We start from the raw sequence: 23,190 nt of genomic DNA, 5'->3' as shown, positions 1-23,190 counted from the left end.
CAGGAATTGGCGCTGCCTGAACCGGCTAATGTGACGCAGGTGACTGGAGAAGACCGAGTCGTTTGCCGATATACTGGCTGAACGATCACCGCAGTAGAGATGGTATGAGCTCCGTATTGCTGACAGACCTTAATATTTGTGTGCTTGGCGATGGCATCGCCAGCGGCGAGGGTGACCCTGGACACCGGGGCTGGGCTGGCCCGCTGATCGACAGCGTTCGCGCAGGCCATGGGCCATTGAATTACTACAACCTGGGTATCGTTGGCCAGAATAGCGAGGCTGTAATTGGGCGGCTGAGTGAGCTGGAGCCAAGGATGCCCCTCGGTGCTGATAACCGGCTGATTCTGGCGTTTGGGCTGATGGATGCTGTGGGGGTGGGGGGCGCAGACCCGCTGCCAGCCAAAACCTCATGGCAGAATCTGAGCACGCTGCTGAAGCAGGTGCATGGGCATTACAAGCCGCTCCTGGTAGGGCCGCCCGCGGTTTACGATCCGGCGCAAAATGCCCGGATAAAGCGCATTAATGGTGGCTTTCGTGAACTCTGCGCCCGGGCCCGGGTCCCCTATGTTGACCTGTTTACCTCGCTTCAGGACGACGTCCAATACCGGCGCGAACTGAATCAGGGCGACCGCCTGCATCCTGGGTCTTTTGGTCACCGGAAAATATTCGATCTGGTCAGCAATGATCGCAGTTGGTGGTTTGGTTGAATTGCACGTTAAAAGCGCCTGTTTTTGCGGAACTTGAAGTCCGAAAGAGCCGGTTTCTGGCCTGGGTGGAGCCGGTGACCGACCGGGCTGCCGTGCAGGCCCGTCTGGCAGAGTTGCGTAGCCAGTATTCCGATGCCCGGCATATCTGCTTTGCGTTCTATGTTGATGGCGACAGCGGTATGAGTGACGACGGTGAACCCTCGGGCACGGCTGGCAAACCCATCTTCAATGTGATCAGCCACAAGCGGCTGGTGAACGTGCTAGCGGTGGTGGTGCGCTATTTCGGAGGCGTCAAACTGGGGGCGGGTGGCCTGGTTCGCGCCTACGGTGGCGCCATTTCCCAGGCGTTGGACCAGGCCGAGTGGGTGCCGGTTGAAACCCAGCACCCCTGGGTGTTTGCCTGCCCATTCGCACTGGAAAGTGAACTGCGCCGGTTACTGGAGCGCTACCAGCTACTTCCCGGGGGAATCGAATACACCACTGGAGTGACGATGGAGGTGACGGTGCCCGAGAGCCAGCTCGCAGACCTTCGTCGTGATTTCTGCGCCCTGGCGCCGCACCGGAATGATCTGATGGAACACCGGTTAGGGGCATCGCCGGAGGCTAACTAGTGTCAGGTAAACCCCCTAGACCGTTCCGACCCGACCATGTTGCTCCAGTGCCCAGCGAATATGCTCTTGAACCAGCGGGCTGGCGTCCGGGTAGCGACGTTGCAGGGCCCCGATAATGGCCTCGCTGGTCGGCGCATTGCCAAGGGCAACGGCCAGGTTGCGCTGCCACTGCTCAAAGCCGATGCGGCGAATGGCAGAGCCCTCGGTGTTGCTCAGAAAGGTGGCTTCGTCCCAGGTGAACAGAGTTAGAAGGCTGATGTTGTCCAGTGAGTGGCGAGGCTGAAAATCGGCTTCCCGGGTCGGTTCGCTGAAACTGTTGAACGGGCAGACGATCTGGCAATCGTCACAGCCATAAATGCGGTTGCCCATTTTGCTGCGCAGTTCAACCGGGATCAGGCCGCTGTGTTCGATGGTCAGGTAACTGATGCATTTACGGGCATCCAGTACGCCCGGCCCCACAAAGGCATCGGTCGGGCAGTCGGTCAGGCAGCGATTGCAGCTGCCGCAGTGCTGGCTTTCAAAGGGGGCGTCCAGTGGTAATGGCAGGTTGGTAAACAGCTCGCCCAGAAAGAAATAGCTGCCAGCCTGCTGGTTCAGCAATAGGGTGTTTTTACCCAGCCAGCCCATGCCACTTTGTTGCGCCAGCTGGCGCTCCAGAACCGGTGCGCTGTCTACAAAGGCTCTGAAGCCGTGTTCTCCGACCCAGGTTTCAATGGTTTTGCCCAGTTGGGTCAGGCGCTTGCGCATCAGTTTGTGATAGTCGCGGCCGAGTGCATAGCGCGAGATGTAGGCCTGGTTTGGGTCATCAAGCACAGCTTGCATGTCGCCCTCGGGCCGGTAGTCCATGCGCACGGAAATGGAACGCAGTGAACCGGAGTGAAGCTCAGCCGCGTTGAAACGCTTATCCAGATTGCGGGTCATCCACTCCATAGTGCCGTGATAGCCCGCCTCCAGCCAGGCCAGATAGCTCGCCCGGTGCGCTTCGGTATTGCCGGTGCCAATGTGGGCCGCCTGAAACCCCAGGGCGGCTGCTTCAGACTTGATCCGTTGTGTCAGATGAACCAGATCGAGGCTGGGAATGGCTTGAGTATCAGCGGGCATGCAGCAAGGGCCAGTTTGGAAGCAGGGTGTAAAGTGTGCGGCCATCCAGGGCGTTAGACAACCCATGGGCTCCGCACCGGTGGCAGCTTGATGTTACACTTTGTGTGTTTAGGTGTGATTTGGCCAGCCGGGGAGAAGCAGAACATCGTGTTATCAATCACTGTCAGTGAAGTTGCCATGGATGCAGTAGGTCGCAGCCTGGCAAACGCAGTGCGTACCGCAAAAGGGGGCATCGTTTATCTTGATGGTACCCTGGGTATGGGCAAAACCACCCTGAGCCGCGCGGTGATTCAGGCTTGTGGTTGGCCGGGTAGGGTCAAGAGCCCGACCTACACGCTGCTTGAGCCCTACGACTGCGACGGTATAACCGTGGTTCACTTCGATCTCTACCGCCTGGCCGACGCTGAAGAGCTGGAATTTATGGGCCTGCGTGACTACCTGCTGCCAGACACCCTGTGGCTGGTGGAATGGCCGGAGCGCGGGGCTGGCGTGTTGCCAGACGCCGATGTCGTGGTACATTTCAGCGATGCCGGGGCCGCTGATGGCAGCGGCGGTCGATTGCTCAGATTTGACGGGGCTACAACAGCCGGTCAGCAAATCGTCGATCAACTGAGTCAGCAACTGGCCGGACAGGCGTTGTAATGGGGTTGCGGCGAGCACGATGTACTTATTGATGGGACGGTTAATGAAACAATGGTTTGTAAGCTTTGCGGCACCTTTGCTGGTGCTTGTGGGGCTGGTCAGTGCTGCTGGCGGGGTCCGGGCCACAGAAATTGAAGACGCTCGTATCTGGCCCGCGCCGGATAATACTCGCCTGGTCTTTGACCTCAGCGGTCCGGTCGAACACCGGGTATTCGTGTTGTCCAATCCGAGCCGGGTGGTCGTTGATATCAGTGATGTGTCTCTTGATACCAACCTGGAAAGTCTGTCGCTGGAAAACAGCGGCGTGTCCCGCATTCGCAGTGCCCAGCGAGAGGGCGGAGAGTTGCGCGTGGTGCTCGACTTATCCACCCAACTGAGCCCGCGCAGCTTTGTTTTACGGCCGAACGAGCAGTACGGGCATCGCCTGGTGCTCGATCTGGAGCGGCCACCGGGCCTGTCCATGGAGCCGAGCGAACGCCAGGTCAGTCGCAGTGCCGATGATCTGTCGAACCAGCAGCGCAACATCGTCGTGGCGATTGATGCCGGTCACGGCGGTGAAGACCCGGGCGCCATTGGCCCGAGCGGCACGCGGGAAAAAGACGTGGTGCTCGCCATTGCCCGGGAACTTTACGATCAACTGGACGAGCTGCGGGGTTATGAACCGGTGCTGATGCGTACCGGTGATTACTATTTATCGCTGCAACGCCGGCGCGAGCTAGCTCGCGAAAAACGCGCGGACCTCTTTATATCCATTCATGCCGACGCCTTCACCAGCCCGCAGGCCTCGGGAGCATCGGTTTTTGCGTTGTCGTCGAGTGGCGCCACCTCGGCCATGGCCGGGTATCTGGCCAACCAGGAGAATGCGGCCGATGTGATTGGCGGTGTGAACGGCATTAGCCTGGAAGACAAAGACGAAATACTGCGCTCAGTGCTGGTTGACTTGTCGATGACAGCAACACTGAGGTCGAGTCTGGATGTGGGCAGCGACATTCTGGGGCGCATGAAACAAGTGGCCCGAATGCATAAGAGCAGCGTTGAACAAGCCGGTTTTGCGGTTCTGAAATCGCCGGATGTACCGTCGGTGCTGGTTGAAACCGGCTTTATTTCCAACCCGACCGAAGAGGCGAATCTTGGCTCAGCAAATTATCGCCGGCAACTGGCAACGGCCATTCGCCAGGGAGTGACCCAATGGTTCGAAAGTAACCCGCCTCCGGGTACCTGGGTGGCCTGGCAAAAGCGTGAAGCGGGCACCTTGCGTCGCTATGTGGTGGTCAGTGGCGATACCCTGTCGGGCATTGCCTCGCGCAATAACACCTCGGTGAGCCGATTGCGTGAAGTGAACCAACTGAACGGTTCTTCCATTCGCATTGGTCAGGTGATTCTGATTCCACAGGGTTAGGGGTGGCATTGGAAATTGAACGATTAGCGCTGGCACGGAACATCCGGCAATCGTGCAAAACAGAGCCCCGGAACTTGAGTAATTGAAGGTTATGGCATGCGTCGAATATTAACACTCTCTCCCCGGCTGGCGAACCAGATAGCGGCGGGGGAGGTAGTGGAACGGCCCGCTTCGGTGGTGAAAGAATTGGTTGAGAACAGCCTGGATGCTGGTGCTACCCGCGTGGATGTCGAAATCGAGCAGGGTGGCGTGAAGCTGATGCGCATCCGCGATAACGGCTCGGGTATTGTCCGGGACGACCTGGCCATGGCGCTGAATCGACACGCCACCTCGAAGATTCACAATCTCGATGAACTGGAAGCCGTCGCCTCACTGGGCTTTCGTGGCGAGGCACTGGCGAGTATTGCCTCGGTATCGCGCCTGATGCTGACGTCGAAGCCAGCCGAGCAAGCCGAAGCCTGGCAAGTGAACACGCACGGCCAGGATATGAACACCGAGATTCTCCCCGCGGCCCATACCGATGGCACAACCGTCGAAGTGCGCGATCTGTTTTTCAATACCCCGGCCCGGCGCAAGTTCATGCGCACGGAGAAAACCGAATACAACCACCTCGAAGAAGTGGTGAAGCGTCAGGCGCTGGCCCGTTTTGATGTGGGTTTTAGCCTGCGTCACAACAACCGGACCATTCACGCCTTGCGCCCGGCCACGACCCAGGCCGAGCAGGAACGCCGGGTCGCGCAACTGCTCAGCCCCGACTTTATGAACAATGCCCTGGTGATCGATGCCGAAGCGGCGGGTTTGCACCTGACGGGCTGGGTCGGTTTGCCGACGTATTCCCGATCGATGGCCGACATGCAGTACTTCTTTGTGAACGGCCGGGTGGTGCGCGACAAGGTGATATCGCATGCGGTAAAGCAAGCTTACCGGGATGTGCTCTACCACGGCCGACAGCCCTGTTTCGTGTTGTATTTGCAGCTCGACCCGAGCGGGGTGGACGTCAACGTGCACCCCACCAAACACGAAGTCCGCTTTCGCGATCAGCGGCTGGTGCATGATTTTCTGTTTCGGCAACTGCACCGGGCGCTGGCGCAGGTTCGGCCCGATGCCGAATCCGATCCGTCCCGGGCGCAGTCAGCATCGCCCCAGGCGTTGCGGCCTCAGGCCACCGGCGCTATGGCGGGCGAGTTTGGCGCCCAGCAGCGTATGGACATGTCACCCCCCACCTCAGCACCCGGCGGAGGTTATGAGCGAACTTACCCGGGAGGGGAACAGCCGGTTTCTGTGGCCGATCAGGTCGGCTTTTACCAGGCGTTATACCCCTCGTCGGAGGTGGCGACTGAGCGCCCCGAAACCCAGGGTTGGGACCGGCCTACCCAGTCCCTGCCCGAGGCTGACGGCGATATGCCGCCGCTGGGGTTCGCGGTTGCCCAGTTGCACGGCATCTTCATCCTGTCGCAAAGCCAGCATGGGCTGATTGTGGTGGACATGCATGCCGCTCATGAACGCATTACCTATGAACGCATGAAACGCCAGTACGACCAGCAAGGCCTGCAGGCGCAGCCGGTGCTGGTGCCTCAGAAACTCTCTGTTAGTGAGCGCGAGGCCGATGCCGCCGAAGAATTTGCGCATTTACTGGTAAACTTCGGGCTGGTGATTGAGCGTCTGGGGCCAGATGCGCTGATTGTTCGGCAGACGCCTGTTTATCTGCAGCAGGCGGATGTGGAACCGCTGGTTCGGTCGGTTCTGGCCGATTTTATCGAGCACGAAACCTCCGATGCCATTGTTGCCCGGCGCGACGAAATTCTCTCCAGCATGGCGTGCCATGGCTCGGTACGCGCCAATCGCAAGCTGACCATTCCCGAAATGAACGCCCTGTTGCGTGATATGGAACGTACCGAGCGCAGTGGTCAGTGCAACCATGGCCGCCCGACCTGGACTCAGTTGTCGCTCGACGAGCTGGACAAGTTGTTTATGAGAGGGCGTTAGGTGAGCCCGCAAGCACTGGCTGAAAAGCCAACGGCGATTTTCCTGATGGGCCCAACGGCGGCGGGCAAGACCGACCTGGCGTTGTCGCTGGTGGAAGCCGGACAATGCGAAATCATCAGCGTCGACTCGGCCCAGGTGTTTCGCGGCATGGACATCGGCACCGCCAAGCCCGATGCGGCCACCCTGCAGCGGGCGCCCCATCACCTGATCGATATCTGCGACCCGGCCGACAGCTATAGCGCGGCCCGGTTTCGAACCGACGCTCTGGCTGCCATGAGTGACATTCAGCAGCGCGGCCGGATTCCCCTGCTGACCGGTGGCACCATGCTCTACTTCAAAGCCCTGGTGGAGCCGCTGGCTGACATGCCGCCGGCCGATGATGCGGTACGGCAGGCACTGCAGGTGCAGTTGGAAACCGAGGGGCTGGCATCGCTGCTGCGCGAGCTGGAAACCGTCGATCCGGTTGCGTTTGCGCGCATCGATCGGCAAAACCCGCAACGTGTGACGCGGGCTCTGGAAGTGTATCGGGTCAGCGGCCGGCCAATTTCAGCCTACTGGGCTGAATCGGTGAACGACGGCAAGGGTCGTCTGGCGCACGACGCGACCGGGGCTTTCCCCTGGCACCTGATTCAACTGGCGGTGGTTCCTGCAGACCGGGCCGTGTTGCATGAACGGATAGCCCGGCGGTTTCAACTGATGCTCGATCAGGGTTTTGAGCAGGAAGTGAGGGCCCTGATGGCGAGAGGGGATTTGCACCCGGATCTACCCAGCATTCGGGCCGTGGGTTATCGCCAGATGTGGCACTACCTTGACGGACAGATCGACTACCCGACCATGATCGAAACCGGCGTTGCCGCCACCCGACAACTGGCCAAACGACAATTGACCTGGTTGCGCAAGTGGCCTGAACTGGCCGTGCTCGACCCTGCCGGGGCCGATGGGGATCGACGCATTATTGACCAGGCGTGGCAAATCTTGCGTAAATCGGGACTTTAGTAAACGAATTGCATCCACATCAGCTTGAAATTCGCCTACAATTCCACATTATCTTGCGGATTGTGAAGTGATCTGGCGGGCTCTGGCCGGCCAATTCGCGACAACCCAGACTTTTTGTCGACCCAGGATACGCTTACCTGCGTAGTAAGACAGTAGTCTGCCCGTTTTCTTAATCGGGTAGGCGGACTATCCTGTCAGGTAGCCGTATCGATGGTGACGCTGGAGCAATCCATCAACGGCAGGCCGGGTGCCCGAATGTCCAATGACGTTCGGCACTGTCGGAATGCCCATAAACGATTACTATAATCCTTCGTTAAAAGGAGTTCGACATGTCAAAGGGGCATTCGTTACAAGACCCTTTCCTCAATGCGCTGCGGAAAGAACGTATTCCAGTTTCCATCTTTCTGGTAAATGGCATCAAGCTGCAAGGGCAGATTGAGAGCTTCGACCAGTTTGTCATCCTGCTGAAAAACACTGTGAGCCAGATGGTCTACAAGCACGCCATCTCCACCGTGGTGCCAGCACGCAATGTTAAAATTCCTCACGAAAGCGAAGAAGTCACCATCGAGTGATGGCGCTGTTCTGCAGGTCAGCCCGGTCTATGATCGGGTATCGGAGAGTCTGATTGTTTTTTGAACGTGTCGAAGGCGGGGACCGGGCCGTATTGGTCCACGTCGATTTTCCCGAATCTGCCAACCGGGAAGACCCCCAGGAATTTGAAGAACTGGTGACCTCTGCCGGTGCCACTGCTGTGGCCAGTCTGGGCGGTTCCCGTTCGGCGCCACACCCGAAATATTTTGTCGGGTCGGGCAAGCTGGAAGAAATAAAAGCCGCGGTAAAGGCCAGCGATGCGGACGTGGTGCTGTTTAATCACAGCCTGTCGCCCTCGCAAGAGCGTAACGTTGAGCGCGCGGTGGAATGCCGGGTGCTCGACCGCACCGGCCTCATCCTCGATATTTTCGCCCAGCGGGCGCGTACCCACGAGGGCAAACTTCAGGTTGAACTGGCTCAGCTCCAGTACCAGAGTACCCGCCTGGTGCGAGGATGGACCCACCTCGAACGTCAGAAGGGCGGTATCGGGCTGCGTGGGCCGGGTGAAACCCAGCTAGAAACCGACCGCCGTCTGCTGCAAGTGCGCATCAGCACCATTCATCGCCGACTTGAAAAGGTTGAGAAACAACGCGACCAGGGTCGCCGCGCGCGAACCCGGTCGGACACCCCGACCATCTCGCTGGTGGGTTACACCAATGCTGGCAAGTCGACGCTGTTTAACGCCCTGACTCAGGCAGAGGTTTACGCCGCAGATCAGCTGTTCGCGACGCTCGACCCCACACTGCGCCGGTTAAGCATCCCCGATATGGGCGAAGTCGTTCTGGCCGATACGGTGGGTTTTATCCGGCACCTGCCGCACAAGCTGGTTCAGGCGTTCAAGGCAACCTTGCAGGAAACGGCAGACGCTGATTTGCTGTTGCATGTGGTCGATTGTGCCGATGAAGACCGTATAGAGAATATGGAGCAGGTTGAACTGGTGCTCGAAGAAATTGGCTCGCTGGGCCTGCCCCGACTGGAAATATTCAATAAAATTGACCTGCTCGACGACTTTGAACCCGCCATTGAACGCAATGACCAGGGGCGTCCGGTGCGAGTCTGGGTATCAGCGCAGACCGGACAGGGCCTGGCGTTGATTCAACAGGCGATCGCCGAATGTTTAGGTGACGAGGTCATTGCACGTAAAATCAGCCTGAAACCGGACGAATCGGCTTTAAGGGCTGCACTCTATCAGTACAATGCGGTACTGTCTGAGGATTACGATGCCGAGGGGCTGTCGATTCTGGATATACGCATCCAGAAGAAAGACTTGCGGCAGCTGCTGAAGAAAAACGGGCTTGATGCGGAGCGGTTCGGAGTCAGCGAACCCCGGGAATTTTTTGAGTTGTGACGGCCATCGGCGCTGAGCCGATGCCATCAACCCAATCCTTTATCATTTGAAAACGGAGACGACCATGGCGTGGAATGAACCACCAAATGGCAACAACAATAACGATCAGGATCCCTGGGGGAACCGGCGCCGTAAAGGCAATGATGGCCCTCCGGATCTCGATGAAATCTTCAAGCAGGTCAACGAGAAACTGAACAAGTGGCTCGGTGGCGGCAAGAACAAGGGCGGCGGCAGTTCCGGCGGCTCTGGTGGTTCTGGTGCCAGCTTTGGAGCCATATTGGGCATTTTGCTGGTCGTGGTACTGGCCTATGCGGCTTATGACTCCATCTACACCGTCGATGAATCCGAGCGGGCCGTTATTTTGCGTCTCGGTGAGTTCAGCACCATCGAGTTGCCTGGTCTGCACTTTAAGGTGCCATTCATCGATCAGATTGATCAGAAAGTGAACGTTACCGAAGTGCGCAGCTATCGGCTCCAGGAAAGTATGTTGACCGGCGATGAGAACATTGTATCGGTCACCATGACGGTGGAATACCGGGCTGCCGATGCGGAGAAATTTGCGCTGAACGTGCAGCAGCCGGAAACCAGCTTGGCCAACGCTGCTGAGTCTGCTTTGCGTCACGTTATTGGGTCTGCCACTCTGGAGCAGGCACTGACGGTGGGTCGTGACCAGATTCAAGTGTCGGTTCGCCAGCGTTTGCAGAATTACCTGAATCTCTATGATGTGGGCATCGAGCTGGCTCAGTTGAACATTAACGATACCTCGCCACCACAACAGGTGCAGGCAGCGTTTGATGACGTGATTACCGCGCGGGAAGATCAACAGCGCTTGATCAACGAAGCCCAGGCCTATGCCAACCAGATTTTACCAGTGGCTCAGGGTCGTGCGCGTCGGCAGTTGGAAGAAGCTCAGGCCTATCGCGAGCAGGTCGTCGCGAATGCTACCGGTGAAGCCGACCGTTTCACCAACATTCTGGGTGCCTACAGCGAAGCGCCGGAGGTGACGCGCGAACGTCTCTATCTGGAGTCGATCTCACGCATCTACGCAAACACCAATAAAGTATTGGTGGATGTCGAAGGTGGCAACAACATGATGTATTTGCCGCTGGATCAACTGCGCAATAATGCCAGTGGTTCCTTGGGCAGCACCAGCAGCGGGTCAGGCCAGCAGGTATTGAATCCAGGTGGGTCAAATATGAACAACTTGTCGAGCAGCGAAGTGCGCAATCTGACCGATCAGATTCTGCGTGAAATCGACCGCCGGCGCACAAACTGAGGAGCCTGAAACATGAGTACTCGTAATCTAGTTCTACTCGCCGCGCTCGCTCTGGTTGTCTTTGTAGGCCTGCAAAGCGTCTACGTGGTGTCTGAGAAAGAACGCGCCATCAAACTCCGGTTTGGTGAAGTCGTAGCCGCAGACGTTGCACCTGGCTTAAATTTCAAGGTGCCGTTCATTGAGGTGGTTCGCAAATTTGAGCGTCGGATTATCACGCTCGACAGTGATTCCGAACGGTTCATCACCAGTGAGCAAAAGGGCCTGGAAGTCGACGCTTACGTTCAATGGCAAATTGACGACGTGCGCGAATTTTACACCGCCACCAGTGGTGGCGATTTCTTCCGCGCCAACACCATTCTGGCCAACCGCATCAACTCTGCCCTGCGTGACGCCTTTGGCCGACGCACCCTGCGCGAGGTGGTATCCGGACGGGCAGAAGATGAACCGCTGTCGACCGGCACTGAAATTGAAGATGAAGGTGAGCGCGATCGGCTGCTGCGGGAAGTGACGGCCGATGTCGACAGCTTTGCTCGCAGTGGATTGGGTATCCGGGTTATTGATATTCGGGTTAAGGCCATCGACCTGCCGCAGGAAGTATCGGCCGACGTTTTCAGCCGGATGCGCTCGGATCGAGAGCAGGAAGCCCGTTTGTTCCGTTCTAACGGTGAGCGGGAGGCTGAAGAAATACGGGCCTCTGCAGACCGCCAGGAAACAGTAATCACCGCCAATGCGTTCCGTGAAGCTGAACAGATTCGGGGTGAAGGCGATGCTGAAGCATCACGCATCTACTCAACCGCCTATTCAGCCAATTCGGAATTCTACGGTTTTTACCGTAGCCTGCGCGCTTATGAAGATAGCTTTGGCAGTGGTGGCGACATTCTTTTGCTGGAGCCGGACAACGATTTCTTCCGCTACCTGCAATCGAAGGGCGGCGTTCCGACCACGGATGAGTAATTGCGAGGCTAACGGCGCCCACTCTTTGAAATAGTTCAAAAAAGGGTTGGGGGCCAGCCATTGCAAGTGTAGAATCCGTTAACCGGGCCATGTGCCCGGTTTTTTTGTGCCTGGCGTTGGCAAATGGTCACCCGGTCCGACAAAAGTTGGGCCCTGGATGTGATAGCAGCGCCCGGTAAAACCCTGATTGACTGAATGGGAACGTGTTCCGGCATGACCATAGCAGAACGCTGGCTGTTGCCCGACGGTATTGAAGAAGTCTTGCCGCCGGAAGCCGCACGAATTGAGGCCTTGCGCCGACTTTTACTCGATGAGTACCGTACCTGGGGCTATGATCTGGTTATTCCGCCGAGCGCCGAATACCTGGAGTCGCTGCTCACCGGGGTGGGCCATGACCTGGACTTGCTGACCTACAAGATCACCGACCAGACCAGTGGCCGGCTGATGGGGCTGAGTGCCGACAATACCCAGCAGGTGGCGCGTATGGATGCCCACAGTCTGCCGCGTGCTGGTGTGGCCCGTTACTGTTATTCGAGCAATGTGTTGCACACTAAGGCCACTCACCTGTTGTCATCGCGCAGCCCCATTCAAATTGGCGCTGAGCTTTATGGGTATTCCGGCATCGACAGTGACATTGAGATTGTTTCGCTGATGCTCACCTCGCTGGCCCGGGCCGGCCTGGTCAATGTAACGCTTGACCTGGGTCACATCGGTATTTACCAGGCGCTGATCGAGGCGTCTGGGCTGGAGGGCGACAACGCCACCCAGCTGTTCCGGCTGTTGCGCCACCGTTCGCTGCCAGAACTGAATACCTGGCTCGAAACCGCACCGCTGAACGATGATTTCAAACGCTGGTTTGCCCTGCTGCCGAAATGCGCCGGTTCAATGGACAAACTGGCAGGCTGGCCGGAGCGCTTTGCCGGTGCGCCCGAAGGCGTGCTAACAGCGCTGGACACGCTGACCCGCATCGCCGAGGCCTTGAAAGCCCGCTTTCCTGAGCAGCAAATTCACCTGGATCTGGCCGAGCTGCGGGATTTCAATTACCACACCGGCCTGGTGTTTTCGGCTTTTGTTCCCGGTTTTGGCCAGGCTGTTGCGAAGGGTGGTCGCTACGACTCGACCGGCAAGGTATTCGGCCGGGCGCGTCCGGCGACGGGCTTCTCCAGCGATTTAAAAATTCTGGCCAGCCAGACGCGCGGCCGCTGGAAAGAAGCCGCGGGGATTCGGGCACCAGCCGTCTCCGACCCGGTACTGATTGAACGGATCAGCCAGTTGCGTGCCTCAGGCGAGCGAGTGATTCAGGTTTTTACCGATCAGGTCGTCCCGGAAGAGCTGGGCTGTGACCGGGAGCTCGTGCTGGAACAGGGCGAGTGGCAGATAAAGCCGTTAGTCTGAGTCAGCTAACCGATTAACCAACCATTTTATCAACTACAGGCAAAAAACGATGGGTAAGAATGTTGTCGTACTCGGCACCCAGTGGGGTGACGAAGGCAAAGGTAAGATCGTCGACCTGCTGACGGAAAAAGCGTCGGCTGTGGTGCGCTTTCAGGGCGGGCACAATGCTGGCCATACCCTGGTGATCGACGGTGTTAAAACCGCCTTGCACCTGATTCCGTCGGGCATTTTGCGCCAGGGCGTCAACTGCATCATCGGCAATGGTGTGGTGCTCTCCATTGAGGCGCTGCTGAAGGAAATGGCCATGCTCGAAGAGCGCGGCGTTCCGGTACGCGAGCGACTGCGCGTCAGTCACGGCTGCCCATTAATTTTGCCGGTACACATTGCCCTGGACCAGGCTCGTGAAAGCCGTCGTGGTGAAGCGAAAATCGGCACTACGGGCCGTGGCATCGGCCCAGCCTATGAAGACAAGGTCAGCCGTCGTGGCGTTCGCCTGGGTGACGTATTCCAGCCCGGCTTTGCCGACAAGGTGCGTGAGTTGATGGATTATCACAACTTTGTGCTGGCCAACTACTATGGTGTAGAAGCCATCGACGTCGACCAAACCCTGGCCGAAGTGATTGAACAGGCACAGAGCATTCGCGACATCACCGTCAATTCGGTCGGCCTGATTCACAGCATTCGTGAGCAGGGTGGCGACATCATGTTCGAAGGCGCTCAGGGTTCACTGCTGGATATCGACCACGGCACCTATCCATACGTGACGTCCTCCAACACCACGGCGGGCGGCGTTGCCACTGGCTCGGGCGTGGGTCCCCTGTATCTCGACCAGATCATGGGTATCACCAAAGCTTACACCACCCGTGTTGGCTCGGGCCCGTTCCCGACGGAACTGTTCGACGACGATGGCAAATACCTGGCCAAGAAAGGCAATGAATTCGGTACGACCACAGGCCGTGCACGGCGCTGCGGCTGGTTCGATGCCGTGTTGGTCAAGCACAGCATTCGCATCAACAGCATCAACGCCATCTGCCTGACCAAGCTGGATGTCCTGGACGGCTTGAAAACCGTCAAGGTATGCGTGGGCTACCGTGACGAAGCTGGCAACGATGTGGAATGGCCGGAGTCTGCAGAAGCCTTTGCCCGGGTAACCCCGGTCTACGAAGAGCTGCCAGGCTGGGACGAATCCACCGTAGGCGCCAGTGACCTGAGTCAGCTGCCACAGCGTGCCCGGGATTACATCGCCTACCTGGAAAAAGCCATCGGCGCGCCCATCGATATCGTTTCAACCGGCCCGGACCGAATTGAAACCATCGTACTTCGCCACTCGTTCGATATTCAGTAAACCCAACTGCGGGCTGGTTCAATGGCTTTGGTCCGCAGCGGTTACCGGTGATGCCTCTGCGGGGTCGGCGTGAATCCGTCCATGGAGCCTAGGCCGCAGCATCCATGCTGCGGACTCCCCCGAAGAGGCATCACCGACATCTGCTGCTTACACAGTGCAATCTTGAAGTCTAAATCCAGATGCCTCCCCCAGTCAGGCAATTAGGTCTCGCACCTCCCCAATTTTGGCTATACCCATGCCTTGAAACAGCCAGCCACGCACCGTTTCGTTGGTCCGCCGAAACTTTATTCAGTCAGTTGAGCTTCGGATTTTGCACATAGCGAGCGGTGGGTGCCGGTGTTGCCTACGCGGGGTAGTCCGCAGCAGGGATGCTGCGGTCTAGGCTCCACGGAAGGATTCACGCCGACCCCGCGTAGGCATCACCGGTATCTACCGCGGACGATTGCCACAGAACCCAAGTCAACCTCTCTTAATTGCCCGTAGCCATGCCGTTACAGCCGTCTGCAGACAAACTTATTCAGATACCCAACAATGCGTTATACTGTGCGCGCATTAGTCAACCATAGCCTATTGGCCTATTAAACGGCCCCATAAACCCGAGGTTGACACAGGCATTATATGATCAAATTTTAATCAACAAGGATTACGACCTATCAGCCGACGGAAACCCGCTGACCCGAATCTTGAACGGGAAGCTGAGAAATACGAAAACCCCATTCCCAGTCGGGAATTTATTCTGGAGCACCTGGAAAATCGCCAGGGCCCCGCGACACACCCCGAACTGTGCGATGAGCTGGGACTGGCCGACGACGAACGCGATATTGAAGCACTGCGTCGTCGTCTGATTGCCATGGTCCGCGATGGCCAGTTGCTGTGCTCGCGCAAAGGCGCCTTTGGCCTGATCGACAAGATGGATCTGGTGAAAGGGCGCGTCCAGGGCCACCCCGATGGCTTTGGCTTTCTGATCCACGACCAGGGTGGCAAAGACTACGTACTGAACCACCGCCAGATGCGTTGCTGCTTCGATGGCGACGTCGTGCTCGTCCGCAAGGGCGGTACCGACCACCGTGGTCGTGTTGAAGCCATTATTACCGAAGTGCTTGAGCACAATACCCGGGAAATCGTGGGCCGGTATTTCAACGACGGTGGCATAGGCCGGGTTGAACCGGAGAACCGCCGCGTCAGCATTGATGTGCTGATCCCGGCCGGCAATGAAGGTGATGCCCAGCCCGGCGACATCGTTGTGGTCGACGTGCTCGAACAGCCCCAGTTCCGGCGTCAGCCGGTCGGCCGTGTTTCACAGGTTCTGGGCGAGCACATGGCACCGGGCATGGAAATCGATATTGCCCTGCGTACCCACGATATACCGCACGAATGGCCACGTGAAGTGCTGGACCACATAGAGGGCATGAGCGATCAGGTTGATGAAGCGCACAAGAGCAATCGAATCGACCTGCGCGACAAGGCGTTCGTCACCATCGATGACGAAACCGCCCGTGATTTTGACGACGCGGTACTTGCCGAGTCGGTGCGTGGTGGTGGCTGGCGCTTATTCGTTGCCATTGCCGATGTCTCCAACTACGTCGCCATTCGCTCGCCACTGGATGACGAAGCTCGCAAACGCTCGACCTCGGTGTATTTCCCTGAACGTGTGATCCCGATGCTGCCGGAGATTTTGTCGAACGGTTTGTGTTCACTGAACCCCAATGTTGATCGTCTGACGCTGGTCTGTGAAATCACCGTGTCGGCTACCGGGAACATCGACAGCTACCGCTTCATGGAAGGCCTCATCAATTCCCATGCCCGCCTGACTTACAACAAGGTCGCGCCACTGCTGGAGCCGGAAACCGCCGCCGAGGCGCGTGAAACCATGCTGCAGGAATACGGTGAGGCGGTGTTGAAAAACCTCACTACTTTGCGCGAGCTGTACAAGATTTTTCGCTTCCAGCGCCGCAAGCGCGGTGCGATCGACTTTGAAACGGTCGAAACCAAAATAGTGTTCGATGCCGATCGCAAGATCGAACGCATTGTGCCGAGTGAGCGTAATGACGCACACCGTCTGATCGAAGAGTGCATGCTGATCGCCAACGTATGTGCGGCGGATTTCATGCAGGAACTCGAGATTCCGGCGTTGTATCGGGTGCACGACACGCCGTCGCCGGAGCGTCTGGAAAACCTGCGCAAGTATCTGGGTCAACTGGGGTTGGACCTGAAAGGCGGGGAGAAACCCCACGCCAAAGATTACCAGATGTTGTTGAACCAGTTGAAAGGCCGGGAAGATTTCCAGCTCATTCAGACCATGTTGTTGCGGTCGATGAATCAGGCGGTGTATCAGCCGGATAACCTGGGCCACTTCGGCCTTGCGTTTGATGCCTATACTCACTTTACCTCGCCGATTCGCCGCTATCCGGACCTGCTCACGCATCGGGCGATTCGCAGTGTTATCCGGTCCGGGAAGCGTACCCCTCTGGTGCGCCGGGTAAAGGGTGCGTCCAAACTGAACCAGAAAGACATTTATCCCTACGATTTGCAGGCCATGGTCGAGTTGGGTGAACACTGCTCACTGACCGAACGCCGTGCCGACGAGGCAACCTGGGATGTGGTGGCCTGGCTCAAGTGCGAATACATGAAAGACCATGTGGGCGACGAGTTTATGGGGACGGTATCGTCCGTCACCAACTTTGGCTTGTTTGTTCAGCTGGATGAAGTCTATGTCGATGGCTTGGTGCACATCAGTTCACTGGCCAGCGATTACTACCAGTTTAACGAAGTGGCGCATTGCCTGGTGGGCGAACGCACCCGGGTCAGTTACGGCCTGGGCGACCGGTTGCAGGTTAAAGTCATGCGGGTTGATCTCGATGACCGCAAGATCGACTTTGAATTGTCGGGCGACTGGGTCCAGAAACCGTCCCGTCCCGGTTCTGCCAAAGGCTCGAAAGCCAAGGCACGGCCGGATCAGAAAACCGGAGCCGGTGACGACGCCAAAAAAGGTAAGAAGTCGGCCAAGTCGGGCGGTAAGCGCAAGTCGCGTCCGCGTCGTCGCAAAAGCAGCGAGTAACACGGTTGTTTGGTCTGGAAAGCCTGGCGATTCGCCGGGCTTTCCTGTTTCTGGGTTAGTTTGATTTTCGGGAAGAATAACCATGAGTGACGCAACGTCCTGGGTATATGGCATTCATGCCTGCCAGAGTGCCCTGGAGCAACACCCGGACCGGGTGCGGGAAATCGTGTTTCTGAAAGGTCGCCAAGACCAGCGTATTCAACGCCTGCTGGATCTGGCCAAGGGCCAGGGTGCTCGCTTTCGCTGGCTAGCGAGAGAGGAATTCGACCGCCTGCTTAACCGTAACGAGATGCAGGACGCTCGCCATCAAGGTGTTCTGGTGCAAACGCTGGCTGCGCCGGTGCTGGATGAAGGTGATCTGGAATCACTGGTAGCCAGTCTGGACCGCCCAGCCTTACTACTGGTACTCGACGGCGTGACCGACCCGCACAACATCGGCGCTTGCTTGCGCAGCTGCGATGCCGCCGGGGCTGATGCCATCATCGTACCAAAGGATAAATCCGCTAGCCTCACACCCACAGCCGTCAAGATCGCCAGCGGCGCAGCGGATACCGTGCCGTTCGTCGTTGTGACCAACCTGGCGCGAACGCTGGAGGCTCTTAAGCAGCAGGGAGTTTGGGTTTATGGCACGGCAGGAGAAGCTGAAGCATCGATTTATCAAACGGACCTAACCGGATCAGTGGCCATAGTGATGGGGGCTGAAAGCGCCGGGTTACGTCGTCTGACCCGCGATACATGCGATGGACTGTTCAAGCTGCCCATGGCTGGCCAGGTGAGTAGCCTGAACGTCAGTGTCGCCGCTGGCGTTTGTCTGTTTGAAGCTGTTCGTCAGAGGTTGGGCTAGTCGCTCAAGTTTTGGAATTCGTATAAAGCTAAGTATCAGGTGCCGGTCATACCCCTCCGGGGTAGTTCGCAGCATGGATGCTGCGATCTAGGCCCCATAGATGGGTTCACGCCGACCCCGGAGGGGTGTGACCGGTGGCTGATACGGACTCCTGGCAATACAACAAGATCAAACTCCGTAGCCGGAGTAATGAAATCGACCGCCGTCAGGCAGCCTGCCCAGTCAACGATTTCAGAAAACTGGTGCCGTAATCCATCCGTCCTACCTTGAAAAACTCCGCCAACGTCTGGCCAATGTCGGCAAAGGTTTCCCGCTCGCCCAGATTGACGGGTTTCAGGGTTTTTCCGTACACCAGCACCGGGATGTGCTCGCGAGTGTGGTCAGTGCCTGGCCAGGTCGGGTCGCAGCCGTGATCAGCGGTCATGATCAGGATGTCATCGTCCTGCATCTGGTCGAGAATTTCGGGCAGGCGCGAGTCGAAGTATTCCAGGGCGGCGGCGTAGCCGGCAACATCCCGGCGGTGGCCGTAGGATGAATCGAAATCCACCAGGTTGGTGAATATCAGACTGCGATCGTCGGCTTTGCTCATTTGCGTCAGCGTTTCATCGACCAGGGCCGGTAGGCCGGTGGCTTTGAATTTCTGGGTGATACCTACATTGGCGTAAATGTCAGCGATCTTGCCGATGGAAATTACTTCGCCGCCTTCTTCCGCCAGTTTTTTCAGCACGGTCGGTGCCGGTGGCTCGACCGCCAGGTCATGTCGGTTGCCGGTGCGCTGGAAGGTGTCGGCGCTGTCGCCGATGAAGGGGCGGGCGATGACCCGGCCAATGTTGTATTCGTCGACCAGTTCGCGGGCGACTTCACACACCTCGTACAAACGATCCAGACCAAAGGTCTCTTCGTGACAGGCAATCTGAAACACACTGTCGGCGGAGGTGTAAACAATGGGCTTACCGGTTTTGCAGTGTTCTTCGCCCAGTTTTTTCAGAATCTCGGTTCCAGAGGCGTGGCAATTGCCAAGTACGCCGGGCAGGTCGCAGCGTTCGATCAGAGTATCCAGTAACGACTGTGGGAAGGAATTTTCCAGCTCGCTGAAATAGCCCCAGTCATAGAGCACCGGCACGCCAGCAATTTCCCAGTGGCCGCTGGGTGTGTCTTTGCCGCTCGACAGTTCGCGGGCGTAGCCGTAGCTGCCGACTGTTTCGGCTGCAAGCGTCATGCCTTCAGGCACGGCGCCCTGGCTGCTTTCGGTGGCGGCGTTGACCAGGCCCAGTCGGGTCAGGTTGGGCAGGGTCAGCTTGCCGGAGCGGCCCTTGTCAGCCTTGCCTTGCGCGCACCACTGGGCGATGTGGCCCAGGGTGTTGGCTCCGGTGTCGCCGAAGCGGTCGGCGTCGGCGCTGGCGCCAATGCCGAATGAATCCAGTACCAGTACGATAGCGCGTCCCATGTCTTCCTCCCGGGCTTTGTGCGACAAAGCCCTGTGATGGTCTGTCAGGTCGGTTTGCTGCGTGAAACCGGCCCTGTTAATCCAAATCTTCCGGGCCTATCCGGTCGTGTACCACCGGTTGAGCCGCTACGGCCTGCTCGGCGATTGGTATGGCCTGGGTTAACCGTTGCCGGGTGTCGGCCAGTTGCGCTTCGCTGCGAACATGAGCCATGGCCAGCACATCACCGGCGCGAACCGTCACGCCTGGCCGAACAATGTCGGTCAGACCAACGGCGGCGTCGATCTTCTGATCGGCGCGGGTTCGTCCGCCACCCATCGCAACCACCGCCAGGCCAATATCGCGCACCTGCAAGGGTTGTACGATGCCATCCCTTGTGGCGATGACTGGTTGAATAATGGGGGCTTTGGGTAAAAAGTCATCGGGCCGGTCGGTAAAGTCGGACGGACCGCCGAGCAGCGTTACCATCCGTTGAAATGCTTCAAGCGCTGCACCGGAGTCCAGCACCAACTGCAACTGACGGCGAGCGGCCTCGATGCTGTCAGCCAGTTGGCCGGATACCAGCATCTCTGCACACAGGGCCATGGTGACCTCGTGGACTACCGGATCGCGATGGTCACCGCGAAGGTACGCCACTGCCTCTGACATTTCCACCGCATTACCGGCCGACAGCGCCAGAACCTGGTTCATATCGGTCAGCAAGGCCGTCGTTTTCACACCTGCGCCGTTTGCCACACGTACGATGCTTTCAGCCAGAGCCCGGCTTTTTTCCGGAGTAGGCATAAAGGCACCACTGCCAACTTTAACGTCCATCACCAGCGCATCCAGCCCTTCGGCGAGCTTTTTCGACAGGATGGAAGCGGTGATCAGATCTATGCTTTCCACCGTGCCGGTGACGTCCCGAATGCCATAGAAGCGCTTGTCAGCGGGTGCCAGGTTGCCGGTTTGGCCGATAATGGCGACGCCGGCTTCACGCACGGCGCGATCAAAGAGGTCGTTGTCGGGGTAGGTGTTGTAGCCGGGTATGGATTCGAATTTGTCGAGCGTGCCGCCGGTGTGGCCGAGGCCCCGGCCGGAAATCATCGGTACATAGCCACCGCAGGCAGAGACCATGGGACCAAGCATCAGGCTGACCAGGTCACCGACGCCACCGGTGCTGTGTTTGTCGAGTACCGGGCCGTTCAGGTCTGGCCAGTGCATGACATCGCCGGAATCGCGCATGGCGAGCGTCAGCGCGACGCGTTCATCGAGCGTCAGTCCATTGAAGTAGACCGCCATCGCAAAGGCACTGACCTGGCCTTCGCTGATGCTTGAATCCTTGATGCCGCTCACGAACCAGCGAATCTCATCGTCATTGAGCGCGCCACCATCGCGTTTGCGGCGAATCAGTTCCTGAGGCAGATACATCTTAGTACCCACCCGGTTCGGTTGAACCCGAACTCGCCTGGTCGAGTGTTTCCAGCAGATTGTTCAGCAGGCTGCTGGCACCAAAACGGAAGGTGGCAGGGCTTACCCAGCCCGGCCCCATGATGCGTGCCGCCAGAGCCAGATAGGCCTGGGCATCTTCAGTGGTTTTGATTCCGCCGGCGGCCTTGAAACCGACCTGGCGGCCGCTGTCGCGGATGGCCTGCAGCATGATGTCGGCTGCTTCCAGCGTGGCATTCACAGCCACTTTCCCGGTGCTGGTTTTAATAAAGTCAGCCCCGGCTGCAATGGCGATGTCACTGGCCTGGCGAATGAGGTGCGGTTCTTTCAACTCGCCACTCTCGATGATGACTTTAAGCAGAGAACCGGCGCCGCAAGCCGCCTTGCAGGCGGCGACCAAATCGTGAGCAACCTCGCTGTTGCCAGCCATTAGCGAGCGGTAAGGCAGTACCACATCGACTTCGTGAGCCCCCGCTGCCACGGCAGCACGGGTTTCTGAGACGGCGCGCTCGATGTCGTCGCTGCCATCCGGAAAGTTGGTAACGGTGGCAATCAGAACGTCTTTCAGCCCTTCTGCGGCCAGGGTTTTACGCGCTGTGGCTATAAAAGCCGGGTACACGCACACAGCCGCTGGCGAACCCACGGGGGTATTGGCTTGCTTGCAAAGGGCTTCGATGCGGGCATCGGTATCGTCGTCGTTCAGGCTGGTGAGGTCCATCAACCCGAGCGCAGTTTTAGCGTCACGCTGTAACGGATTCATTTTATTGTCCAAGTGGTCAGTTTTTAATAAGTTTATGCCCAATATCCGTCAAAAACAACGTCAGGGAGGTTGATAATCAGGCACCTGATTCGGGCTATTGGCAATTTATACGGCCAGGCCTGTAAACCGCGAGCCATTAAGAAACCTGCCAAACCCGGAATTTAATGGCAAACTGCGTGCAACTGATGGCTGTCCCCGACTTGGTTTGGCGAGGATGGCACTTAAAATGGTTATGGTTTGGGAGAAGGCAGTGAATAAAACGTCACAGGTGGCGACCCTCTGGGTCATCAGCGGAGTGTTGTGGCTGGGCAGTTTGGCGGCTCTGGTGTATTTCGCGATGCCGGTACTGGAGTTGCCGGTTTTAGCTGTGCCTGTGGGGTTGCTCTTGGCGGCAGCGGGCCTGTCGCTGCTGGCCCTGAATCGTAGCCAGCGTCACGCTGATGACGCCTTTCGGGAGGTTAGCCGGGTTAAGCGGACGCTTCAGGAAAGCCATCTGCGGATCGAACGATTCGAATATGAAGGCAAGCAAAGCGCCGAACTGAGGCGTCTGGTACTGTCATCAGCGCAGGAGAAAGATCTGGCGTTAAAGAACATGGCCAACGCCCTGAATACGGCCATGGCCGAGGTTCAGTCATTATGTACCTCTAGTCAGGCCGATGCGCTGGAGCGTATTCGCGAAAAATCCGAGCTGATGCAGCGCTATGCGGATGATTTGAAGGTGCTGGCTCGTCTGGAGTTGAAATCGGAATTGCCACGCGCCGAGAACATCAACTTGCTCACCGTACTGGAAGGGTTTTGCGAAGAATGGCAGCGGTACGGGAAAAACTACAAGACCCGGGTCAAATTTGAACATCAGGAAGATCAGTTACCGCTGGTGTCTGACGTAAACTGGCTGCACTCATTGTTAACCCGGGTCGTGTATTCGCTGATGCGAATGAACGAAGGGGGCCTGGTTCAGGTTCATCTGATCGGGTACATCGATGCAGAGATTGGCGAGGCCTTGCGCATTCGGGTCAGCGCTGAAGGTCGCCATCTTGGAGCGGAACAGCTCAGCAATGTGCTTACCCATTACACCAGCGTCATTGATGAGGGGCGCGACGTCGGGCCTGGTTTGTCGCTGGTCGTGGCGCGCCGGCTGGCACAAATGCTGGGTGGCAATCTGGATGTGCTGGATGGTGAAAAAGGGACCGAAGTGTTGGTGGTGTTGCCGCGCAGACAGAATAGCTGGCAAGAGACTGATCTGGTCAGTTAAGGCCAGCTTTGCGTCCTGCCCGGATACCGGGCAGATTTGATTAAGAAACCGGGTG

At 57.9% G+C, this 23,190-nt stretch carries 19 protein-coding genes; 15 read left to right on the top strand and 4 right to left on the bottom strand.

The genetic code is table 11. The annotated features are described in order from the left end of the window. The first annotated feature begins 104 nt into the window (after positions 1 to 104). A complete protein-coding gene (locus tag ABJT94_RS05635; protein ID WP_348477094.1) occupies positions 105 to 707 on the top strand; it encodes a GDSL-type esterase/lipase family protein in 603 nt (200 codons plus the stop codon). Beyond that, positions 704 to 1,318 carry a YigZ family protein gene (locus ABJT94_RS05630; protein ID WP_348477095.1) on the top strand — a complete coding sequence of 205 codons (615 nt, stop codon included), beginning with the start codon at positions 704 to 706 and terminating at the stop codon, positions 1,316 to 1,318. The genes ABJT94_RS05635 and ABJT94_RS05630 overlap by 4 nt, the downstream gene beginning before the upstream one ends. A gap of 15 nt (positions 1,319 to 1,333) precedes the next feature. On the opposite strand, the gene queG is transcribed toward ABJT94_RS05630, so the two are convergent. Further along, positions 1,334 to 2,419, bottom strand: a complete 1,086-nt coding sequence (queG, locus tag ABJT94_RS05625) for a tRNA epoxyqueuosine(34) reductase QueG (protein ID WP_348477096.1) — start codon at positions 2,417 to 2,419, stop codon at positions 1,334 to 1,336. A gap of 147 nt (positions 2,420 to 2,566) precedes the next feature. Here queG and tsaE point away from each other — a divergent pair, with 147 nt between their 5' ends. The 12 genes from tsaE (at position 2,567) to rlmB (ending at position 18,253) form a co-directional block, all read left to right on the top strand. Next, positions 2,567 to 3,061 (top strand): tRNA (adenosine(37)-N6)-threonylcarbamoyltransferase complex ATPase subunit type 1 TsaE, encoded by a 495-nt coding sequence (tsaE, locus tag ABJT94_RS05620; protein WP_348477098.1) that lies wholly within the window; start codon positions 2,567 to 2,569, stop codon positions 3,059 to 3,061. Between the two features lie 43 nt (positions 3,062 to 3,104). Then, the gene (locus tag ABJT94_RS05615; protein WP_348477099.1) at positions 3,105 to 4,460 is read left to right on the top strand and encodes an N-acetylmuramoyl-L-alanine amidase; all 1,356 of its coding nucleotides are present in this window, start codon (positions 3,105 to 3,107) and stop codon (positions 4,458 to 4,460) included. A gap of 96 nt (positions 4,461 to 4,556) precedes the next feature. Continuing rightward, entirely contained in the window at positions 4,557 to 6,446 is a 1,890-nt protein-coding gene (mutL, locus tag ABJT94_RS05610; protein WP_348477100.1) for a DNA mismatch repair endonuclease MutL, read from the top strand. Further along, on the top strand, positions 6,447 to 7,442 hold the full coding sequence (miaA, locus tag ABJT94_RS05605; RefSeq protein ID WP_348477101.1) for a tRNA (adenosine(37)-N6)-dimethylallyltransferase MiaA: 996 nt from the start codon (positions 6,447 to 6,449) through the stop codon (positions 7,440 to 7,442). A 329-nt stretch (positions 7,443 to 7,771) separates the two neighbouring features. After that, positions 7,772 to 8,014, top strand: coding sequence for an RNA chaperone Hfq (gene hfq / locus ABJT94_RS05600; RefSeq protein WP_028669518.1), 243 nt, complete (start codon positions 7,772 to 7,774; stop codon positions 8,012 to 8,014). 53 nt (positions 8,015 to 8,067) lie between these two features. Further along, a complete protein-coding gene (gene hflX / locus ABJT94_RS05595) occupies positions 8,068 to 9,381 on the top strand; it encodes a ribosome rescue GTPase HflX (protein WP_348477103.1) in 1,314 nt (437 codons plus the stop codon). Between the two features lie 64 nt (positions 9,382 to 9,445). Beyond that, positions 9,446 to 10,657, top strand: coding sequence for an FtsH protease activity modulator HflK (gene hflK, locus ABJT94_RS05590; RefSeq protein WP_348477105.1), 1,212 nt, complete (start codon positions 9,446 to 9,448; stop codon positions 10,655 to 10,657). A 12-nt stretch (positions 10,658 to 10,669) separates the two neighbouring features. Beyond that, on the top strand, positions 10,670 to 11,611 hold the full coding sequence (gene hflC / locus ABJT94_RS05585) for a protease modulator HflC (RefSeq protein WP_348477106.1): 942 nt from the start codon (positions 10,670 to 10,672) through the stop codon (positions 11,609 to 11,611). A 213-nt stretch (positions 11,612 to 11,824) separates the two neighbouring features. Beyond that, positions 11,825 to 13,006: an ATP phosphoribosyltransferase regulatory subunit gene (locus ABJT94_RS05580; RefSeq protein ID WP_348477107.1), complete on the top strand. Its 1,182-nt coding sequence runs from the start codon at positions 11,825 to 11,827 to the stop codon at positions 13,004 to 13,006. Positions 13,007 to 13,055: 49 nt separating this feature from the next. Continuing rightward, complete coding sequence (locus ABJT94_RS05575) at positions 13,056 to 14,351, top strand: adenylosuccinate synthase (RefSeq protein WP_348477108.1); 1,296 nt, start codon at positions 13,056 to 13,058, stop codon at positions 14,349 to 14,351. Positions 14,352 to 15,003: 652 nt separating this feature from the next. Further along, a complete protein-coding gene (rnr, locus tag ABJT94_RS05570) occupies positions 15,004 to 17,409 on the top strand; it encodes a ribonuclease R (RefSeq protein ID WP_348477272.1) in 2,406 nt (801 codons plus the stop codon). A gap of 82 nt (positions 17,410 to 17,491) precedes the next feature. Next, positions 17,492 to 18,253: a 23S rRNA (guanosine(2251)-2'-O)-methyltransferase RlmB gene (gene rlmB, locus ABJT94_RS05565; protein WP_348477109.1), complete on the top strand. Its 762-nt coding sequence runs from the start codon at positions 17,492 to 17,494 to the stop codon at positions 18,251 to 18,253. 205 nt (positions 18,254 to 18,458) lie between these two features. Here the strand turns inward: rlmB and ABJT94_RS05560 are convergent, their stop codons facing one another. The 3 genes from ABJT94_RS05560 to deoC form a co-directional block, all read right to left on the bottom strand. Then, complete coding sequence (locus ABJT94_RS05560) at positions 18,459 to 19,700, bottom strand: phosphopentomutase (RefSeq protein ID WP_348477111.1); 1,242 nt, start codon at positions 19,698 to 19,700, stop codon at positions 18,459 to 18,461. Positions 19,701 to 19,776: 76 nt separating this feature from the next. Next, a complete protein-coding gene (gene deoA, locus ABJT94_RS05555) occupies positions 19,777 to 21,105 on the bottom strand; it encodes a thymidine phosphorylase (protein WP_348477113.1) in 1,329 nt (442 codons plus the stop codon). Between the two features lies 1 nt (position 21,106). After that, complete coding sequence (deoC, locus tag ABJT94_RS05550; RefSeq protein WP_348477115.1) at positions 21,107 to 21,883, bottom strand: deoxyribose-phosphate aldolase; 777 nt, start codon at positions 21,881 to 21,883, stop codon at positions 21,107 to 21,109. A 250-nt stretch (positions 21,884 to 22,133) separates the two neighbouring features. Here deoC and ABJT94_RS05545 point away from each other — a divergent pair, with 250 nt between their 5' ends. After that, a complete protein-coding gene (locus ABJT94_RS05545) occupies positions 22,134 to 23,135 on the top strand; it encodes an ATP-binding protein (protein WP_348477117.1) in 1,002 nt (333 codons plus the stop codon). The last annotated feature ends 55 nt before the right edge of the window (positions 23,136 to 23,190 follow it).

The sequence above is a fragment of the Saccharospirillum sp. genome (assembly GCF_039982735.1).
GTDB lineage: Bacteria > Pseudomonadota > Gammaproteobacteria > Pseudomonadales > Natronospirillaceae > Saccharospirillum.
The sequence above is the reverse complement of the archived record's forward strand: the minus strand, read 5'-3'. Positions and strand labels throughout refer to the sequence as shown.